The organism is Pseudomonas sp. EA_65y_Pfl2_P74 (assembly GCF_963970575.1).
GTDB classification, from domain to species: domain Bacteria; phylum Pseudomonadota; class Gammaproteobacteria; order Pseudomonadales; family Pseudomonadaceae; genus Aquipseudomonas; species Aquipseudomonas baetica_A.
Window position 1 is genome coordinate 55,735 of the sequence record NZ_CAXAOQ010000006.1, and the last position, 19,967, is coordinate 75,701.

The 19,967-nt window shown below is 60.7% G+C and carries 14 protein-coding genes and 1 pseudogene; 2 read left to right on the forward strand and 13 right to left on the reverse strand.

Annotated features, from left to right (window positions below; translation table 11 throughout):
* Positions 1-185: 185 nt before the first annotated feature.
* The 10 genes from AACY18_RS06070 to lexA form a co-directional block, all read right to left on the reverse strand.
* Positions 186-2,819 (reverse strand): excinuclease ABC subunit UvrA, encoded by a 2,634-nt coding sequence (locus AACY18_RS06070; protein ID WP_339464523.1) that lies wholly within the window; start codon positions 2,817-2,819, stop codon positions 186-188.
* A 30-nt stretch (positions 2,820-2,849) separates the two neighbouring features.
* Entirely contained in the window at positions 2,850-4,961 is a 2,112-nt protein-coding gene (locus AACY18_RS06075; RefSeq protein WP_339464524.1) for a hybrid sensor histidine kinase/response regulator, read from the reverse strand.
* 134 nt (positions 4,962-5,095) lie between these two features.
* Complete coding sequence (locus AACY18_RS06080) at positions 5,096-5,785, reverse strand: GntR family transcriptional regulator (RefSeq protein WP_221732756.1); 690 nt, start codon at positions 5,783-5,785, stop codon at positions 5,096-5,098.
* Positions 5,786-5,998: 213 nt separating this feature from the next.
* Entirely contained in the window at positions 5,999-6,658 is a 660-nt protein-coding gene (locus AACY18_RS06085; RefSeq protein WP_339432908.1) for a DUF799 domain-containing protein, read from the reverse strand.
* Positions 6,655-7,023 (reverse strand): DUF4810 domain-containing protein, encoded by a 369-nt coding sequence (locus AACY18_RS06090; RefSeq protein ID WP_339432907.1) that lies wholly within the window; start codon positions 7,021-7,023, stop codon positions 6,655-6,657. Before AACY18_RS06090 ends, AACY18_RS06085 begins: the two co-directional genes overlap by 4 nt.
* Before the next feature lie 29 nt (positions 7,024-7,052).
* The gene (locus AACY18_RS06095) at positions 7,053-7,739 is read right to left on the reverse strand and encodes a CsgG/HfaB family protein (RefSeq protein WP_221732772.1); all 687 of its coding nucleotides are present in this window, start codon (positions 7,737-7,739) and stop codon (positions 7,053-7,055) included.
* Positions 7,740-8,002: 263 nt separating this feature from the next.
* The gene (locus AACY18_RS06100; RefSeq protein ID WP_339432906.1) at positions 8,003-11,101 is read right to left on the reverse strand and encodes an error-prone DNA polymerase; all 3,099 of its coding nucleotides are present in this window, start codon (positions 11,099-11,101) and stop codon (positions 8,003-8,005) included.
* Positions 11,077-12,492, reverse strand: a complete 1,416-nt coding sequence (locus AACY18_RS06105; RefSeq protein WP_339464525.1) for a Y-family DNA polymerase — start codon at positions 12,490-12,492, stop codon at positions 11,077-11,079. The genes AACY18_RS06100 and AACY18_RS06105 overlap by 25 nt, the downstream gene beginning before the upstream one ends.
* 7 nt (positions 12,493-12,499) lie before the next feature.
* Positions 12,500-13,117, reverse strand: a complete 618-nt coding sequence (imuA, locus tag AACY18_RS06110; protein WP_221732761.1) for a translesion DNA synthesis-associated protein ImuA — start codon at positions 13,115-13,117, stop codon at positions 12,500-12,502.
* Positions 13,117-13,734, reverse strand: a complete 618-nt coding sequence (gene lexA / locus AACY18_RS06115) for a transcriptional repressor LexA (protein ID WP_339432904.1) — start codon at positions 13,732-13,734, stop codon at positions 13,117-13,119. Before lexA ends, imuA begins: the two co-directional genes overlap by 1 nt.
* A gap of 166 nt (positions 13,735-13,900) precedes the next feature.
* Between lexA and AACY18_RS06120 the strand changes: the two are divergent.
* Positions 13,901-15,558, forward strand: a pseudogene (locus AACY18_RS06120) (phosphoethanolamine transferase).
* A gap of 67 nt (positions 15,559-15,625) precedes the next feature.
* Here AACY18_RS06120 and AACY18_RS06125 read toward each other — a convergent pair.
* The 3 genes from AACY18_RS06125 to AACY18_RS06135 form a co-directional block, all read right to left on the reverse strand.
* Positions 15,626-16,594, reverse strand: a complete 969-nt coding sequence (locus tag AACY18_RS06125; protein ID WP_339432903.1) for a Gfo/Idh/MocA family protein — start codon at positions 16,592-16,594, stop codon at positions 15,626-15,628.
* Between the two features lie 24 nt (positions 16,595-16,618).
* Complete coding sequence (locus AACY18_RS06130) at positions 16,619-17,506, reverse strand: Dyp-type peroxidase (protein ID WP_339432902.1); 888 nt, start codon at positions 17,504-17,506, stop codon at positions 16,619-16,621.
* A gap of 81 nt (positions 17,507-17,587) precedes the next feature.
* The gene (locus AACY18_RS06135) at positions 17,588-18,640 is read right to left on the reverse strand and encodes an AraC family transcriptional regulator (RefSeq protein ID WP_339464527.1); all 1,053 of its coding nucleotides are present in this window, start codon (positions 18,638-18,640) and stop codon (positions 17,588-17,590) included.
* Between the two features lie 211 nt (positions 18,641-18,851).
* Here AACY18_RS06135 and AACY18_RS06140 point away from each other — a divergent pair, with 211 nt between their 5' ends.
* A complete protein-coding gene (locus AACY18_RS06140; protein WP_339464528.1) occupies positions 18,852-19,799 on the forward strand; it encodes a SphA family protein in 948 nt (315 codons plus the stop codon).
* The last annotated feature ends 168 nt before the right edge of the window (positions 19,800-19,967 follow it).

Below are 19,967 nucleotides of genomic sequence, written 5' to 3' on the forward strand. Positions count from 1 at the left end.
TGACCCGTTATCAGAATGGCCTTGGTTGAACGCTTCTGTCGACCACCTGTCAGACCAGCGGCGCCCGTTCGTCGCCCTGTCGCTATTGCGATAAAGCCTTTGCTCGTTGCGCGCCCTCAATCGCCTGTCGCTCAAAAAACTGTGGCCGCCGGCCTGAAGCGATGAGGCCATTGGAGACGACACATTTAACGACTCATGGCGCGGGCAAGGAATGGTGCAGTCCGGCTCTTTTTGCTCGCCGCGACTTTTTGCGGCGTACCCGCCGCAACAATCTTGCCGCCCAGATCCCCCGCCCCCGGGCCGATGTCGATCACCCAGTCGCTCTGCGCGACCACGCGCATTTCATGTTCGACCACGATCACCGTGTGCCCCGCCGTCACCAGCGCATTCAACTGCTCCAGCAACCGATCGACATCGCGCGGGTGCAATCCGGTGGTCGGTTCATCCAGCACATACAAGGTGGCGCCACGCTGGTTACGCTGCAACTCGGTGGCCAGTTTGATCCGCTGCGCCTCACCGCCGGACAGTTCCGTGGCTGGCTGCCCCAGGCGCAAATAACCCAGACCGATGTCGCGCAGCACCTCCAGTGAACGCCGAATGCCCGGTTGCTCGGCAAACACGCTCACCGCCTCATCGACAGTCAGTTGCAACACCTGAGCGATGCTCAAGCCTTGCCACATTATCGCCAGCGTCTGCGGGTTGTACCGTGCGCCATGACAGGTCGGGCACGGTGCATACACGCTGGGCATGAACAGCAATTCGACACTGACAAAGCCTTCCCCCTCGCACGTCGCGCAACGACCCTTGGCGACGTTGAAGGAAAACTGCCCGGCGTCATAACCCGCCGCCCGCGCCTGGGGTGTCGCGGCGAACAGCTTGCGCACGTTGTCGAATAACCCGGTGTAGGTCGCCAGATTGGAGCGTGGCGTGCGACCGATGGGTTTCTGATCGACTTGCACCAGTCGCTTGATCGAATCCAGTCCGGCGCTGACGTGTCCGCCGCTGACCTGCGGTGCGTCGTCTTCGAGGGTGAGTGCTTCCGACTCGTGATCAACCGTCGGCCGCCCCAGTTGCGCGCCGACCAGTTCCAGCAACGCCTGACTGACCAGACTCGATTTTCCGGAACCGGACACGCCCGTCACCGAAGTGAAGCAACCCAAGGGAAACTCGGCGCTGAGATTGGTCAGGTTGTTGCGGGTGATACCGTCGAGTTTCAGCCACGCTGTCGGCTTGCGCGCCGTCCGCGTCTGCCCTTGCGCTTGGGCAAACAGATAGGCGCGCGTCTGCGACTGCTCAATGGCGGCCAACCCCGCCGGCGGGCCGCTGTACAACACTTGACCACCCTGCTCTCCCGCCGCCGGCCCGACGTCAATCAACCAGTCGGCTCGGCGCATGGTTTCCAGATCATGCTCGACCACAAACAGCGTGTTGCCCTCGGCTTTCAAGCGCTGCAAGGCTTCGAACAAGGCCTCGCCGTCCGCCGGGTGCAAACCGGCGGACGGTTCGTCGAGCACGTAAATCACGCCGAACAATTGCGAGCCCAGTTGCGTGGCCAGTCTCAGGCGCTGCAACTCCCCGGACGACAAGGTCGGCGTGCTGCGATCCAGCGCCAGATAACCGAGGCCCAAATCGGTCAGGGTACTGACCCGCTCGAGCAAGTCCTCGGCAATACGCTGCGCTGCCAGGCGTTTTTCCAGGGACAGGTTCGGGGTGTGCCGCACATCCGGCGCGCTAGTGTGTCCGCTGGCGCCGTGGGCTACACGCTGCTGACGGGCCTCGCGAGTCTGCGCATGGCTCAGGGTTTCGCCGCGCTCTTCAGCGCGATCCAGATAGCTGGCTTCCGCCACCGGTTTCAGCACCTCGGCCACCTTCAACAACGGCATCTGCGACAACTCGCCGATGTCATACCCGGCGAACGTCACCGACAACGCCTCGCGCTTGAGGCGTTTGCCCTCACACAGAGGACAAGGACTGCCGAGCATAAACTGCGAAACACGCTTCTTCATCAGCGCACTTTGCGAGTGGGTAAAGGTGTGCAGAATGTAGCGCCGGGCGCCGGTGAACGTGCCTTGGTAACTCGGCTCTTTCTTGTGCTTGAGGGCGAACCGGGTTTCTTCCGGGGTCAGGCCGGCGTACACCGGAACGGTTGGGGTCTGTTCGGTAAACAGAATCCAGTCGCGCTGCTTTTTCGGCAGTTTGCGCCACGGGATATCGACGTCGATGCCCAGGGTCACGAGGATGTCGCGCAGGTTCTGGCCTTGCCACGCCAAGGGCCAGGAAGCCACCGCGCGCTGGCGAATGGTCAGGCCAGGATCAGGCACCATCAAGGCTTCGGTGACTTCATACACCCGGCCGAGCCCATGACACTCGGGGCACGCGCCCTGTGGCGTATTGGGCGAAAAATCCTCGGCATACAGCATCGCCTGCCCCGGCGGATAACTGCCGGCACGCGAATACAGCATACGGATCAGGCTCGACAACGTGGTGACGCTGCCCACCGATGAACGCGTGCTCGGTGTACCGCGTTGTTGTTGCAGCGCCACGGCAGGTGGCAGGCCTTCGATGGAGTCGACATCCGGCACGCCGACCTGATCGATCAGGCGCCGCGCATACGGCGCCACTGATTCGAAATAACGCCGCTGGGCTTCGGCATACAACGTCGAGAACGCCAGCGATGACTTGCCCGACCCCGATACTCCGGTGAACACCACCAAGGCATCGCGGGGAATGTCGACGTCAACGTTCTTCAGATTGTGTTCACGGGCACCGCGCACCCGAACCATGCCGGTGGTTGCCTTGGAGGTACGCTTGGAAGTCATCTGCCTGCCTTGGTAATGGAATGTTCAAGCTCAGCCACTGAGCACGTCACGAATCATCTGCAACAATGCGTCCGGGCTGTAAGGCTTGCTGAGCAAATGCGTGTCGGGGCTCAATTGGTGATTGCGCGAAATGATGTCGCGGGTATGCCCCGAGGCGAACAACACCGCGACCGGTGGCGTCTGCACCTTGGACCAGGCAAACAGATCGGAGCTTTTGATCAGCCCCGGCATGACCACGTCAGTGAAAATCAAGTCCACGTCGCAGCCTTCGAGCAACATCTGCATCGCCACGTCGCCATTGCCGGCGGTCAGCACGCGATAACCTTCCTCGCGCAGCAACTCGACCGCCGAAGCGCGCACAGCCTCGTTATCCTCGACCACCAGAATCGTCTCGTGACCACCCCTCAGCTGACTTTCGATGTTCGGCGCTTCTTCGCGGATCGGTCGCAGGCTGCGCGCAAAGTACAACTGCACGCATGTCCCCTCACCTGGCGTACTGTCGATCTCGACATGCCCGCCACTCTGTTTGACGAAACCGAAAACCATGCTCAGGCCCAGCCCCGTGCCCTGACCGTCAGCCTTGGTGGTAAAAAACGGCTCGAACACTTGCTCCAGCATCTGTGGCGGGATGCCGGGCCCCATGTCGCTGACCGCGACCCGGACAAAGTCACCGGGGGTGATGCCCTTACCGACACAGAACTCGCCATCGAGAGCAACGTTGGACGCACTGAGCACAATGGTGCCCTCACCCTTCATCGCATCCCGTGCGTTGATGGCCAGATTGAGAATGGCGTTTTCCAATTGATTGCGGTCGACATTGATGTGCCACGGTGCTTGCGGCAGTTGCACATCAATCTGAATGGTTTCGCCCAGCGCCCGCTGGAGTAATTCACCGACACCTTCGAAAATCTGCTGCAGGTTGCACACCGCCGGTGACAACGGCTGACGCCGGGCAAACGCGAGCAATTGCGAAGACAATTTGGCCCCGCGCTCGACCGCCGCCAACGAAGCGCTGACCCGACGCTGCACGTTGGCGTTATTGGGCTCATGGCGAGCCAGCAAATGCAGATTGCCGGCGATCACCTGCAACAGGTTATTGAAGTCGTGAGCGACGCCGCCGGTCAGCCCGCCGATGGATTCCAGTTTCTGTGACTGGCGCAACTGCTCCTCGGCGGCCAGTCGCGCACCGACTTCATCGGCGACACGCTGCTCGAGGTTGCGGGTGAATTTGAGCAGGGATTCCTCGGCAATCTTGCGTTCATGAATATCGATCAACACGCCAGGGAAGCGAAACGGCTCACCCTGCTCGTTGAATTCGCAGGCTCCACTGGCCAGTACCCACATATAACTGCCGTCCGGACGCAAAACCCGGTATTCGGCGTTGTACGGCTCACCGGTCTGCAATACCTGATTGACCCGCTCCTGCACCCAGGCCAGGTCATCAGGGTGAATCCTGGCATTGGTGAGCGCCTGAGGCACATCGGTCAGATCCTGATCCGCCGGGTACGAGAACGTCCGAGCGAAACGCTCATCCGCCGATAACACATCATTGCGCACATCCCAGACAAACGAGCCGAGCAAGGCACCGGCATTGAGCGCCAGACGCACCCGCTCATTATCAGCGCGGTAAGCGTCTTCAGCGGCCTGGCGCAAACGCTCGGAACGCATGAACTCCGTGGTATCAACCACTATCGCCATGACCCCGGACGGCACCCCTTCATCGTTGGCGACAGGGCTGTAATACAAATCCAGGCAGACTTCTTCGGGAATGCCATCACGCAGCAGCACCATGTCCTTATTGCGAAACGACAAGGTGCCACCGGCCAGACAGGTATCGACGACATGGCGGTTGAACTCGGCGACTTCCGGCCAGCCCAGCTCCACCGGTGAGCCCAACAAAAATGGATGGCGGCCACCGGCAAACGTCGAATAGGCGTCGTTGTAGATCATGTAGCCAGCACGGCCCCAGAGCATGACCAACGGCAACGGCGACGCCAGCATCATTTGCACGGTGCTGCACAGGCTGGCGGGCCATGTCTCCAGCGGCCCCAGTTCGGTTTGACGCCAGTCGAACGCGCAAATGCGTCCGGCCATTTCGCCTTTCCAACCTTCACAACCGTGGCTATCGGATAAAAACTGCATCGCCTGACTCGGTGTCCTGTGGTGGTTGCCCGATCAATCACTACGCCCAAACGACGCGGCGTCCTTGTGTTTCGAGCATCGCAGGTCGTATTGGTTTCATAAGAGGTATAGCCGGTTTCATAGCCTGCTCAGGTTCAAACCCCGATCAGATGTTTCAGCGGGTGATAGCCCGTTTTCATCTTGGCGGCAACGTCGAGAATCGCTTTCTCGATACCGTTCAGGTGCACGCACGTCAACTCGATCGCGGCGCTCTGATCGCCGGCCTCGATGTACTCAATCAGGCGCAGGTGTTCGTTGTCGCGGCAGGCTTCGTGGCTGTCGTCGTCCAATGCGGCGATGTACAGGGAGGCACGGGAAATCAGCTTCTGAAACCAGTCGAGCAGTACCGGGTTATTCAGGCTGCGTGCAAGTTTGAGGTGGAACTCACCAAGCAGATGAATCAACCGCTCGTGGTCGCCGGCTTCATGGGCTTGATCTTCCAGCAACAGGTGATCGCGCAGCACCTGCATCGCCGCAGCGTCCTTGCGTCGACACAGCTCGGTGACAATACCAATCTCGATCAGACGGCGGGTTTCGAACAGCGAGCGAATTTCTTCGTTGCTGGGCAACGACACCGATGCCCCTTTGTTGGGTTCGGTGGTCACCAGGCCCTCGGCTTCCAACTGCTTGAGCGCGGCCCGCACTGAGGTGCGGCTGACATTAAATAATTGCGCGAGCGAGGCCTCGCCCAGTTTCATTCCCGGACGCAGTGAGCGCTTGCAGATCGCCTCGTAAACCCCTTGGTAGACGCGGTCGACCGTGGTTTCCAGTTTCTTTTCGGTCACTCCAAAGCTCCTTCATTGCTGGCAACGCTGCCGTGGCGCATGAACCGTGGCGCAGAATATCGCCTTCGGCCCCAAGATGCAGGCTCTTGATGGCAAGTCGTGACCGGGGTGGCTCGAGAAATGTCCGGGCAAAAAAAATCGCAGCCTGCGGCAGTGGCTTGGAAAAGTCATCCCAAGGCGTTGCCGCAAGCTGCGATCTTTTGACGTTCGCGGTTAATCCGTGCCGTATTTCGGCGAGCGTGGTCCGTACAGCAGGCCTGCCGGGTGCCCGGCTGACAACAGACGATTGCTCGCCACACCGGCAATCGGGTAACCAGCATCGGTCGAGCTGTTGATGATCTGCTTCACTGCCGCCGTGATCAGCATGCCGATCAGGCCACCGCCGCCGTTATTGTTGCCCTCTTCGCTCGACGCCCGAGCGGAGCCGGTCCACAGTGTGATGCCGGATTTCAAGTCGACCAGTTTCGCCGTCGCAGTGACTGCGGTTTCGCTGCTGATCACCATGTAACGCGTACCGTACTCGGTCACGGTGATGTACAGCGCCGCATCCGCACCAAAGATTTCCTTGAGCTTGTTGGGCGGTGCCTGATGGATATCGTCTGGCGTGGTCAGGCCGTTCTGACGGAACGTCTCATCAACCAGCGCGATCGGCAGTACGTAGTAACCGGCTTCCGCCAGCGGGAACGTCACTTGCGACAACAGGCTGTACGACGCCTTGACGTCCGGCGAGGTGTTCAGCGGCGGCAGCACCAGAATGCTCTTCGGGCGCGCTTGTTTGTACGCCGAATAATCCACGGTCTTGGGTTTTACACAGCCACCAAGCATGCTCAGCGCCAGCACGCCCACCAGCAGCTTCACCGCACGCGGGATCATTTCGCATCTCCGGTCTTGGCGTTTTTAAGCAGGAAATCCATGTACGTGCCGGACTCTGGGAACAGGGTCTTTTCGGTACGGAACTGCTGCACCATCTGATCGTCTTTGCCCATGCTCAGGTACAGCAGACCGAGGTGCGCGTGGTATCCCGGTGGCACGGCCTTACCCGTGGAACGGATCTTCTGCAAATCGGCTTCCAGTGCTTCTGCCTGGGCTTCTTTCGGTGTTTCGCTCTTGAAGTACTCGTAGACCTGGGGTTCGTAGCCTTCCCACTGGTACAGGGTTTGCGGGCTGCTGCAACCGGCCAGCAGAGCGCTGGCGGCCAGCGTCAGGGCCATCAGCGACCGCGACAAAGTCAAATTCATTGGATGTTGCTCCTTGCAGTGGGCGTCAATCAGTTGCCCGGTTTCCAGGCACCGGCGTTCATGCCATCAACCAGACGATTGATCGCCTCGCGCATGGCCAGATCCAGGACTTTGCCGTTGAGGGTGGAGTCATAAGCAGCGGTGCCGCCGAAACCGATGATTTCGCGGTTGGACAAGGCGTACTCGCCGGCGCCCTGGGTCGAATAGACCACTTCGGAGGTGCTGATGTTGACGATATTGAGGTTGACCTTGGCGTAAGCGATCTGGGTCTTGCCACGACCAAGAATGCCGAACAACTGGTGGTCGCCAATCTCTTTGCGACCGAATTCGGTGACGTCACCGGTGACCACATAATCGGCGCCTTTGAGACGCTGAGCCTGGCCCTTGATCGCGGCTTCCTGCTGGATTTCGCCCATGTTGTCGCGATCGAGCACGGAGAAACGGTTGGTCTGCTGCAAATGCGTGATCAGGATGGTCTTGGCCTGACCGCCGAGACGGTCGACACCGTCGGAGAAGATCCCGCGCATGTAGCTGGAGCGATTATCAAACTTGCCCACCGCCATCGGCACGCGAACGCCAGTCCAGACTTGAGTGGCGCTTTCTACCTTGGCCACCGGCAGCGCGCGGGAGCTTTCGGTGGCGCAACCGGCCAGCGTGCCGGCGATGGTGCCAAGCACGGCGATTGCAACGCCTGAGACCAGCATCCGGGAGATCATTCTCACTGAATATTCCTTCTTGAAAAACGGTATGTCCCGGCACGGTAACGTGATGGGGCGCGGAAAAGGGGCCGCATTATGACAAAGTGCCATCATTGATGACAGATTTTTTTGACGCCAATGGATTGGCCAATCCCCGCATACCAAAACAACTGTGGGAGCGTGCTTGCTCGCGTATATGGAGTACCCGATGAATACTCTCTGGCTGGCAGATTGCTTTCGCGTGCAAGCTCGCTCCCAAAGGGTTTGTGTTGATCAGGGGTTTAGTGGAAGTCGCGGCTCTGCACGCGGATGCCGTTGAGCAACGGGCTCAGGTCGCTCAGGCGGCCGGCGATCAGGTGGCGCACTTCGCCCTCGCGCTCCCAGCGGCCATCAACCTTGAGCAATTGCGAGCCGACCAGTACCTGGCGTTGACGCTCGGCCAGATCGCGCCAAACCACCACGTTGACGTTGCCGAACTCGTCTTCCAGGGTCACAAACGTCACGCCGCTGGCGGTGCCTGGTCGTTGGCGTCCGGTCACCAACCCGGCAACGCTGACCGGGCGCCCGTGTTCGATTTCGAGCAACTCCTGCGAACTGCGGCAACGCCGCGCCTTCAGCTCGCCTCGTAACAACGCCAGCGGATGCGGCCCCAATGTGGTGCCAACGGTCGTGTAATCGGCGTGCAGATCCTCGCCGACGCTGGGTTTGGGCAGCACCACGCCGGGCTCTTCCTGACTCGGTAGCCCGGCGAACAGCCCGAGTTGCTTCTGCACCCCGGCCACTTCCCAGCGCGCCCGATGCCGATGACCGGCCAAGCCGCGCAACGCCCCGGAATCGGCCAGCAAGGCTTGCGCTCGACTGTCGAGCCCGGCCCGTTCCCCCAGATCGGCAACATCGGCGAACGCCCCACGCACTCTTGCGGCTTCGATGCGCCGGGCATCGTCCTCGCGAAACCCCTTGATCATGCGCAGGCCCATGCGAATCGCCGGTTGTGCGCCAGTGATGGGCTCCAGGCTGCAATCCCAGTCACTGGCACGCACATCCACCGCACGGATCTGCAACTGATGCCGACGGGCGTCCTGGAGAATCTGGTCCGGGCTGTAGAAGCCCATCGGCCAACTGTTGATCAGCGCACAAGCGAACGCCGCCGGTTCGTGGCACTTGAGCCAGCAACTGGCATACGTCAACAAGGCGAAACTGGCAGCGTGGGACTCAGGAAAGCCGTAACTGCCGAAACCTTTGATCTGCTCGAAAATCTGCGCGGCGAATTCCGGCGTGTAACCGTTTTTCTTCATGCCGGCGGCGAGTCTTTCCTTGTGTGGCTCCAGCCCACCATGACGCTTCCACGCGGCCATGGAGCGGCGCAACTGATCGGCTTCACCGGGGCTGTAATCGGCGGCGACAATGGCGATCTGCATCACCTGCTCCTGAAACAGCGGTACGCCAAGAGTGCGTTTGAGCACCACTTCCAGTTCCGGCGACGGGTAGGTCTCCTCCTCTTCCTTGTTTCGGCGGCGCAGGTACGGATGCACCATTCCACCCTGGATCGGCCCCGGCCGGACGATAGCCACTTCAATCACCAGATCGTAGAACTTCGCCGGTTTCAGGCGTGGCAGCATCGACATCTGCGCCCGGGACTCGATCTGGAATACGCCGATGGTGTCGGCGCGGCTGATCATGTCGTAGGTGGGTTTGTCCTCGGGCGGAATCGTCGCCAGGCTCAGATCCAGATGGCGATGACGGCGCAGCAAATCGAAACAGCGGCGGATCGCACTGAGCATACCGAGGGCGAGGATATCGACCTTGAGCAGCCCGACCGCGTCGAGATCGTCCTTGTCCCACTGAATGATCGTACGGTCGGCCATCGCCGCGTTCTCCACCGGCACCAGACTGTCCAGGGGCTGTTCGGAAATCACGAAACCGCCGGGGTGCTGCGACAGATGCCGGGGGAAACCGATCAGTTGCCCGGTCAGGCTCAGCACCCGGCGCAACACCGGGCTGTCAGGGTCGAACCCGCCTTCGAGCAAACGCGCCAGCGGCGGCGTTTCATCGCTCCAGTGGCCGCAGCAATCGGCCAGTGCGTTTATCTGATCCGGCGGCAGGCCCAAGGCCTTGGCCACATCGCGCACCGCGCCGGCGGCGTGATAGGTGCTGACCACCGCCGTCAGTGCCGCACGATGTCGGCCGTAGCGGCGGAACACGTATTGCAGGACTTCTTCACGGCGTTCGTGCTCGAAGTCGACGTCGATGTCCGGCGGCTCGTTGCGCTCCCTGGACATGAAGCGTTCGAACAGCAGCGTGGTGCGATCCGGGTCGATTTCCGTAATGCCCAGGGCAAAGCACACCGCCGAATTGGCCGCCGAACCACGGCCCTGACAAAGAATTTTTTGCTCGCGGGCGAAGCGCACCACGTCGTGCACAGTGAGGAAGTAGCTTTCGTAGCCGAGTTCGGCGATCAGTTCCAGCTCATCGTCGATCTGCTTGAGCACTTTGGGCTGTGGCCCTTTCGGCCAGCGCCAGGCGATGCCCTCTTCGGTCAGGTGACGCAACCAGGTACTGGCGCTATACCCCTCAGGCACCAGTTCCTTGGGGTATTGATAACGCAACTGGCCCAGGTCGAAAGTGCAGCGTCGGGCCAGGCTCACCGAGGCCTGCAGCAAGGCCGGCGGGTAGACCTCGCGCAGCACCTCGACGCTGCGCAAATGCCGCTCGCCATTGGGGTGCAGGCGTAAACCGGCCTCAGCCACCGGAACGTGATGACGGATCGCGGTCATGGTGTCCTGCAAGGCGCGCCGGCCACGGGCGTGCATGTGTACATCGCCGCTGGCCACCGGCGTGATTCCCAGCTCAGCGGCCAGACTCGACAACGCCGCCAGCCGCCGCTGATCGTCCTGCCCGCGGTGCAACTGCACCGCCAGCCACAGCCGCTCGCCGAAGGTTTGCTTCAACCAGCGACCCTCTTCCCTGTCATCCACCGAGTCCGGCACCCACAACACCAGCAACCCGGGCAGCGCTTGGCTGAAATCCTCGCGCAGCACCTGGTACTGGCCTTTCTGCGTGCGCCGCCGGGCACGGGTGATCAAACCGCACAACGCCTGATAACCCTCGAGGTTCTCCACCAGCAGGACCAGTTTCGGGCCGTTGTCGATGCGCACTTCACTGCCGATGATCAGCGGCAGTTCAACGGATTTCGCCGCTTGCCAGGCACGCACAATTGCGGCCAGCGTGCATTCGTCGGTGATCGCCAGTGCCTGATAGCCGTGTTGTTTCGCCCGCTGGAACAGTTCCAGCGCACTGGACGCACCACGCTGGAAACTGAAGTTCGACAGGCAGTGCAATTCGGCATAACCATCGCTCATGCAAACCAGCCTTGCAGCCACAACGGCCCACCCTCGCCCACGGTTCGATAAGCCCAGCCTTGCTGACCGGCGCGGTTCTGGATCAGGTAATAGTCGCGGCGCACATCGTCACCGTCCCACCAGCCTGACTCGATACGCTCCGGGCCCATGAGAATCCGCGCCGAACCTTGCGGCACGCTCTGCGGTTCGCCCAGCAACCAGCCCGGACGATAGACACTGGGCAAACCTGCACAGCGTTGTTTGTCGACGCCGTTCTGCCAGGCGCATTCGGGCCGGTGATCGGCCTGAAAGCGCAGCCCTTGCACCGCATCATCGCCCAGTCGTGCGCGCAGACGTTCGCGCAATTGCTCCCAGGGCAAGGTCTGCTGTGGGCGGTCGTCGAACAGTTCCTGACATTGCGGCACAAAACTCGGCAGATCTTCGGCGCGCAAACGAAAACCGCGTACCGGCGCTTCGACCTGCACTTGTTCCAGTCGCCCACGGGCCAGTTCGAAGAGCATCGCCGGATCGCGCTCGGCGCCGAGCAAGCCGACTTTGATCACTGTGTCCGGCAACCCGGCGTGTTCAAGATGCAAATCGAACCGCTGCACGCCGCTGTCGCGTCCACAAAGGAATGCCGACAGGTCAGCGGTCAGACGTCGTAACGGGAACAGCAGCGCCTGATGGGATTGCACGTCGAAATTGAGTTCAATACGTACATCGAAACGGTCCGGTGGCAGGTAGAACGCCAGCGCGAGTGGACGTGCGCCGGACAAGGTGTCGAGGTGCTTGAGCATTTGCGCCTCGAAACGCCGGGCCAGCGCCTGACGCGGCAAGCTTTGCACCTGACTGAGGTTGCGCAGGCCCATACGCGACAACGCCGTGGCTACAGCCGGCTCCAAGCCAACGCGATCGACGGGCAATTGCCCAAGGTGATGCTGCAAGGCTTCGTCGTCCGGTACCACCAGGCCGTCATAAGCATTGGCCAACACCCGCGCCGCCACCGGGTTTGGCGCGGCGACGATACGGTGACGAAAACCCAGATCCGTCAGTTCCTTGCGCAATCGCGCCTCGAACTGCGCCCAGGACCCGAACAGGCCCAGGCTCGACTCGATCTCGAACACCACAGTACGCGGGTAATGCACGCTGACTTGCGCACTGAAACGGTAGGCCCATGCGGCCAGAAACTGCTGCCAGTGCTCGACGTCGGCAACATCATAATCCGCCGTGGCAAAGCCCTTGCTCAAGGCTTGCGCGGCGGTCATTGACTGACCGGGCCGCAGCCCGAGTTGGCGCGCCGCCGGGTTGACCGCTTGCAGCACCCGGCGCTGGGCCGGACCGCTGAGCAGCACCAATGGCTCGTCGGGATCGGGACGCTGACGCAGCACCGCGTCCAACGCCAATTGCGCAAACACAATACACACCCAGCGCATGACGGCCTCAGTGCCCCACGGCAAAAGCAATCGGTGCCGGGCGCGCCAGTCCGCCACGGCACTTGAGGATACGTAATTGCGCGGGTTTGGCGTCGATGGCAATCCGTAAGGCAGCGGGCGAAGGGTTGATCGCTTCGCTCAACGGCCGCCACGCAAATGCCAGGGTCTGGCCCGTTTCCGCCGCCACCTGCAAACGCCGCAACGCGCGGTCATCCGCCTTGTGCGGCCAGCACAGCACCGCACCACAACTGCCTGAACGCAGGCATTGCTCCGCCGCCCACAAGGCATCGCGCTCACTGGCCTGAATGACCGACAACTGGCGAAGATCGACCCCGGCGTTTTCCCACGCCTGGGGGTACGGCACGAAGGGCGGTGCAACCAGCACGATGCGTTCACCTGCCGCCGATAACCGCGCCAATGTCGGCCAGACCAGTTGCAGTTCGCCGACACCGGGGCCGGCCAACAGGATTTCGCTCAACGCGGCTTCCGGCCAGCCACCGCTGGGCAGCGCCGCATCCAGTGCCGCATGCCCGGTGGGTTGCGGACTGGCGGCCGGTGGCGCAGGCCGGCCCTTCCAGACCTGGCCGCCATTGAACAGCGTATCCAGCGCAATGACGGCGCCCATCAGCCTTGCCTCACCAGACCGCAGAACACCCCTTCGATGGCCAGATCCTGATCATCGCCCACGACAATCGGCCGGTACGCCGGGTTGCGCGGCAACAACCGCACCCCATCGCCGACACGTTCGAAGCGTTTGATGGTGACTTCACCGTCGAGGCGCGCCACGACGATCTGGCCATTCAGCGCCTCGGGATGGCGTCGCACGCCGACCAGATCACCGTCGAGAATGCCGTCTTCGATCATTGAGTCGCCCTGCACCCGCAGCATGTAATCCGGTGTGCGAGAGAACAGCGCCGGGTCGAGCATCAAGCGGCTATGAATCTCGGCATCGGCGCCAATCGGCGCACCGGCGGCCACACGACCAAGCACCGGGATATCGAGCCACTCCGGGCGCGCCGGTTGCCCGAGCAAGCGAATGCCCCGGGCCTGATGCGGGTTGACCTCGATAAACCCGGCTTCGGTGAGCGCCAGCACATGCTTGCGCGCCACGCTACGGGAGGCAAAACCAAAAGCCTCGCTGATTTCAGCGAGGCTTGGGGGCTGACCGTGTTCGGCGATGCGTTCGCGGATAAAGGTCAGGATGGCGGTGCGGCGGGGAGTCAGATTGGTCATGGAGTACATTTGTACTCCTGTAGGATTTTCCTGACAAGCACCATCAGTCAGGTGGGTGTCGCGACAGAAAAATGTGAAACATGTGACAGGATGTTTACGATTTTTTTACTAATGTTCTTCTACAGTTACACACGTTACTGCGTGTGTTTTCTATTCATGTAGAGGAAGGTTTGACATGGCTTTGGGCAACGGACTGCGTTCACCGTCCATCACTTCTACGCGACTGGTGTTGCTGTTTCCCTGGCGCTGGTGGCGTTGTACAACCTGGCGACCTGGAAGGCGCTGGGCACACTGATCACCCTGCAAGGCGCGTACAAACTGGCATTTTTCGCCTCTTTCGGGCTGTTTTTATGGTCCGCAATCACCCTGCTGCTGACCCTGGTGTCGTTCCGCTGGACGCTGAAACCGGTGCTGACCGTGGTCGCCCTGCTCTCGGCTTGCGCCGCGTATTTCATGAACGAATACGGGATCACCATCGACACGGTGATGATCCAGAACGTGTTCGAAACCAACCCCGGTGAAGCCACCGCGCTGTTGAGCGGCAAGCTGATGGCCTATGTGCTAGTGCTCGGCGTACTGCCGGCGGCGCTGATCTGGCGTTGGCCGGTGAGCTATCGACCGTTCTTTCGCGGCCTGCTGAACAAGATTCTGGTGATCATCGCCTGCGTGCTGGTGATCGCGGCCTCGGTGGGCACGTTCTATTCGACCTACGCGCCGATCTTTCGCGAAGAAGACAAACTCACCCACTTCATCAACCCGACCAACTACATCTACGCGATCAGCAAATACACCAAGCAACGCCTGGGCATCAAAAAGCACTTCGTGGTGCAGGCTGTCGGCGAAGACGCAGTGATGAGCGCCAAGGCTGCCAGCCGCGAGAAGAAATCGCTGATGGTGTTCGTGGTCGGTGAAACCGCCCGCGCCGATCACTTTTCGTTGAACGGTTATGAGCGTGAGACCAATCCAGAGCTGAGCAAACTGGACATCCTCAACTTCACCCAGGTGCATTCCTGCGGCACGTCGACAGCGGTGTCGGTGCCGTGCATGTTCTCGATGTTCCCCCGCGAGGATTACAGCGACAAGAAAGGCAAAACCTACGAAGGCCTGCTGGACATCCTCCAGCGCGCCGGCGTGCAAGTGCTGTGGCTGGACAACAACAGCGACTGCAAAGGCACCTGCCTGCGCGTACCGCATCGCGATATTTCGAAGAACCAGCCGGGACCGTTCTGTGACGGCAACAACTGCCTCGACGAAGCCTTGCTGGCCGATCTGCAAAGCTACATCGACAGCCTCAAGGGCCACGCGATCATTGTTCTGCATGCCGATGGCAGCCATGGCCCGGAATACTACGAGCGCTATCCGAAGGACATGGAGCGTTTCAAACCAATCTGCCACACCAACCAATTGGGCAGTTGCAGCCGTGATGAGCTGGTGAACGTCTACGACAACACCATCCTCTACACCGACCATTTCCTGGCCAAGGTGATCGAGTTGCTCAAGCGCAATCAGGATGCACTGGATACATCGATGGTTTACGTCTCTGATCACGGGGAATCGTTGGGGGAAAACGGGTTGTATCTGCATGCAGCGCCTTATGCACTGGCACCCGAGGCACAGACCCATGTGCCGATGGTGATGTGGTTTGGCAACAACACCTTGGCCAGCGAAGGCATCGACCGGGGCTGCCTGCAAGGCAAGACCGGCCAGGCGGATCTGAGCCATGACAACCTGTTTCATTCGGTGCTGGGGTTGTTCGGGGTGAAGACCTCGCTGTATCAGCCGGGGCTGGATATTTTCCACGGCTGCCGCCCGTCCATGACCGCCGCACAATAACCCGCCCCCACAACCCCCTTGTGGGAGCGGGCTTGCTCCTACAGGGGATGGTGTGTCGCTTGAGAGGTCATTGACGCTTGAGGATCTGGTCCATGACCCAGTCGGTTTTCAGGGCCTGTTCGGCCATCGCCGGGTGTTGCGAATCACCGCGAATGTGGGCGTTCATGCCCAAGACGTGGTGCCATTGGATGTGTTCGTGATGGGGGATGTCCAGGCTGACGGTTTGATCGGTATGCAATTGAACGGGATGTTCATCAAACACCGAAAAGCTGATTCGCCCCTGGCTGCCGATGATCTCGACCCGATCCTCGCGCCGATCGGCAACAAAGCTCCAGCACCCCATGCCCAACGCTCCGCTGGCGAAGCGCCAACTGGCGCTGACCGCATCTTCCGCCGCGTACAACCCGGCCTGATGCGCGGTGAAACCAGCGACATCAATGATGTCGCCGAGCAAATACTGGAACAGGTCAATGCCATGGCTGGCCAGATCGGCGAAGTAACCGCCACCGGCGACCGCCGGATCCGTACGCCAGTTGTGACGCCCATCCAGGTCTGCGGAGGACGGCGCTTTGGTCAGTGTCCAGCTCAGGTGCCGCACCGCGCCGATACGCCCCTGCTCCAGCCATTGCCGCACTTGCGCAAAGCGCGGCAACGAACGCCGATAGTAGGAAACGAACAGGTGCAACCCGGCGTCGGCAAACGCCTGCTGCATCTCACGGCTTTGCCCGGCATTGAGCGACATGGGTTTTTCCACGCAGCCATGTTTACCGGCGGCAGCGACTTTCAGGCTGTAGGCGTGGTGACTGTCGGGAGGCGTGGCGATGTACACCGCGTCCACCTCGGGATCGTTGATCAGCGCATCGACATCGGTGTAGACCCGTTCGATGCCGTGGCGCGCGGCGTAATCGCTCACCGCCTCAAGACGTCGTCCCATCACCGCCACCAGCGCCGAACCGGGAGCCTTGTAAAAGGCCGGCCCGCTCTTGCGCTCGGCGACGCTGCCACAACCGATCATGCCCCAACGCACCACGTCCATTGTTGCCTCCCTGTGTCTTGACGATCAGCCGATACGCAAGGCACGCAGATCGAGGCGCCCGTCCTTGAGCGGCGGGCACCAGTAGTAGCCGCCGGTGATCGGCCGGCTGATGCGATACAGACCATCGGTGATGCCATCTTCCAGACCGCTCATGCGGCGCAGTTGCGCTTCGAAGGCATCCAGCGAAAAACCGAACGCGAGGAACATCAAACCGGCGCGATGACCCTCGATCCACGGCATCGAGCGACGCACGACAAACGCCTCAGGGGCGAAGCTTTCCTGCGCCGTGCGTTTGACGTGGGCGGAAATGGGTGCGTCGTCGATTTCTTCGTTGTCGCTCAAGCGACGGCCCATGATGTTGTCCTTGTCTTCGGCGGACAATGTGTGAAAACCCTTGAGGTCATGCTGCCACTGCTGGATCGCCGCGAAGCTGCCACCAACCAGACCTTCAGCGCCCTCTGCTAGCAACGCAGCGGCAATAGCCGCTTCATCGTGCGGGTTTTCAGTACCGTCTTCGTAGCCCGTCAGGTCATGACCTTCCTTGTGGCGGAAGGCTTCCTGGGCCTCTACCAGACACAAGGCCGGCGCCAGAGCGGCTTCAAAAGCATTGCAACGATTGAGCAGTTCACCACGGTCGACACCGTGCAGCCAGACCCACAGCGCGTGCTGGGTCGACGGGTTTTCCACGCCGACGCCGGTCATGGCCGGGAAACTGCGCAGGCCGTCGATTTCTACGTTGAGGGCCCTGGTCAGGGATTCACCGAAACCGACCACCACCGACTTGCCATCCACCAGATTCATCAGGTTGTCGATCGCCTGCGGCAGTGCTGCAACCGACTCAAGGGCGAAGAACAGATGACGTGCTTGCGCAGGAACAGGGGTGGCGAGAATGCCCGGTTGGTAGTAACTCATGTGAACTCCTTGGGAAAGTGCGCGGGAGTTTACCCCTGGCCAGAGGATTTGTGTGGGTTCAGATGCCGCAAAACCCTCACCCTAGTCTTGTCTCAGAGACGAAGGGCCGTTCTCAATACGCCACGCACTCGGGCTCATCCCTGTCCAGCGTTTGAACGCCCGGCGAAAGCTGCGCACATCGCTATAACCGGCCTCTTCGGTGATGCGCTCGATAGACATATCCGGATTGGCCAGCAGACTCAGGGTGCGCGCCTGCCGCACTTGCTCCTGTAAAGCTTCAAACGTCAGCGAATGCTCGGTCAAACGCCGGCGCAAGGTGCGGCTGCTCATGTTCAGGTCGCGGGCAATCTTCTCGATATGAGTGCCACAAGCAAGATCCCGAGCTATCGCCCGCTCCACGGCCTGAATCAGATCGAGCTTCTGATGCACCTGCGCGGCTTCAAGCTCCAGCAAGGCCACCGCCTGACGCAACGCCAGCGCATGATGATTGGGCAGCTTGACGTCCAGCCATTGCACATCGATCAGCATACGGTTGTGCAGGCAACCAAAGCGCACGTCCGGCCCAAGCAGGCGGTGGTACTCGCTCAGGTAGCCTGGCGCGGCATGGACAAATTGCACGGCGATCGGCTTGAAATCCGCCCCGGCCAACGCCCGACCGTACACCAGGAGGCTGGCGAAAAACTCCTCGACCGCAAACACCTGCACATCGGCGAACGGCAAGCGACATTCGGCATCGAGATGCACTCGGTCACCCACCACATCGACGCTGGACACCACAATCGCGCCGGAGGTGTGCTGATGGCGAATCCCTACGGAAAACGCATCACGCAAGGTTCTGCACAGCGATAGCACATGTCCGAGCAAACCGAGCGTGCCAAGCACGTTCTGCGCCCCGACCCACAGGCCGAGCCCCTGATTGGGCAGCACTTTGAGCGCACGCTGAATCATTGCCACAGCCTGGCGATAGGAAATCCGTTGCGCCGGATCCTGCAGGTCTTCGAGGGTAAAACCCAGACCACGGCACAGGCTCTCGGGCTCGACGCCGTTGATTTGCGCGACTTCAGCCAGGGTTTGCAGGAGGAACGGCGACACCAGCGCCAGTTCGAAGGTCGGGTCTTGGACTTTTACGTTCATGAGCGGCTGACATTCCGGATTACGCTTGATTGTTATTTTTGTTACCGGTTATGTCGAAGAAAGTTAGCACAGGGTTTATCGACTGTCCGCAGAAGCCCCCCTACGTGTCCGCCAATACCCTGCCCCGTCAGGCTCCAAGCGCTTATTTCTAGAGTGCCGGGCGTCCTGCGTGCCGGCGTTTCGCCCAAACACAATAATAATGAGGACGGATATGTACCCGAACCGCGCGACATCCCCCTTGCGCCTGGCCCTGACATTGCTGGGCTGCACCGCGACCCTGCCGGCGCTCGCCACCGAAGCCGGCGTCGACAACATCGGCCCGGGCACCGATGGCTTCTTCATGCTGCCGCTGGAGGTCGACAGCCTTGCGCAGAACATGGTCGCGTTCAACCTCTACTACAACCATTACAAGTCGACCCGACTCAACATCAGTTCACTGGGCGGCAAAGTGCAGAATGTCGAAATCGAATCCACCGCGGTGATTCCGCGTCTCGATTATTTAAGCCCGGTACGGGTGTTCGGCGGGCGCCTGGCCGGTTACATCGCCCAGCCGTGGTTGAAGCAGGAAGTCTCGGTGTTCGGCTTGAGCGACACCCGTGAAGGCATGGGCGATACCACCATCGCACCGATCATTCTGTGGGACATGGGCAAGCATCTGACCCTCGGCGCCGCCCTGGAAATCACTGTGCCCACCGGTGAATACAGCGTCGACCGGCTGGCCAACACCAGCAACAATTTCTACACCTACAAACCCATGTTCTCCTTCACCTGGCTGCCGACCGACAACACCGAAGTCTCGATGAAGACCAGCTACAGTTTCAACGAGAAGAACAAGGACACCGACTACAAATCCGGGCAGATCTTTCACTTCGATTATTCGGCCAGCTACAAGATTACCGACGACCTGATGCTCGGCATCAACGGCTACTACCTCAAGCAGACCACAGACGACAAACAGTTCGGCCGCACCGTGCAGTTCGCCGGGCAGGATGTGGATGACGGCGTGCGCGGCAAGGTGTTCGCAATCGGGCCGGCACTGCACTTCACCTTTCTCAAGTACGCCAGTGCGGAGATTCGCTGGGCCAAGGAATTTGACGTGGAGAACCGGCCGAAGGGGGAAATGTTGTGGGCGAAGGTGAGTATTCCGTACGCCTTCTGACCCTGCCAGATTGCGCTCAGATGCGAACAGTACTCAGACGGGCGCCCAATAAACAGACTCATCCCGCACCAGACCGTCCGTCTGAAAACCGCTTACCCCTGTCAGATCTGACAGTAGTCAATGAACAATCAATGGGACTAAAAGGGAATCACTCGTTTTTCCCTTTCA

Bases quoted from the DNA above. Each gene is read 5' to 3' on its own strand.
- AACY18_RS06070 (WP_339464523.1), bottom strand. From the start codon at position 2,819: ATGACTTCCAAGCGTACCTCCAAGGCAACCACCGGCATGGTTCGGGTG.
- AACY18_RS06075 (WP_339464524.1), bottom strand. From the start codon at position 4,961: ATGCAGTTTTTATCCGATAGCCACGGTTGTGAAGGTTGGAAAGGCGAA.
- AACY18_RS06085 (WP_339432908.1), bottom strand. From the start codon at position 6,658: ATGATCCCGCGTGCGGTGAAGCTGCTGGTGGGCGTGCTGGCGCTGAGC.
- AACY18_RS06090 (WP_339432907.1), bottom strand. From the start codon at position 7,023: ATGAATTTGACTTTGTCGCGGTCGCTGATGGCCCTGACGCTGGCCGCC.
- AACY18_RS06095 (WP_221732772.1), bottom strand. From the start codon at position 7,739: ATGATCTCCCGGATGCTGGTCTCAGGCGTTGCAATCGCCGTGCTTGGC.
- AACY18_RS06105 (WP_339464525.1), bottom strand. From the start codon at position 12,492: ATGCGCTGGGTGTGTATTGTGTTTGCGCAATTGGCGTTGGACGCGGTG.
- imuA (WP_221732761.1), bottom strand. From the start codon at position 13,117: ATGGGCGCCGTCATTGCGCTGGATACGCTGTTCAATGGCGGCCAGGTC.
- lexA (WP_339432904.1), bottom strand. From the start codon at position 13,734: ATGTACTCCATGACCAATCTGACTCCCCGCCGCACCGCCATCCTGACC.
- AACY18_RS06125 (WP_339432903.1), bottom strand. From the start codon at position 16,594: ATGGACGTGGTGCGTTGGGGCATGATCGGTTGTGGCAGCGTCGCCGAG.
- AACY18_RS06130 (WP_339432902.1), bottom strand. From the start codon at position 17,506: ATGAGTTACTACCAACCGGGCATTCTCGCCACCCCTGTTCCTGCGCAA.
- AACY18_RS06135 (WP_339464527.1), bottom strand. From the start codon at position 18,640: ATGAACGTAAAAGTCCAAGACCCGACCTTCGAACTGGCGCTGGTGTCG.
- AACY18_RS06140 (WP_339464528.1), top strand. From the start codon at position 18,852: ATGTACCCGAACCGCGCGACATCCCCCTTGCGCCTGGCCCTGACATTG.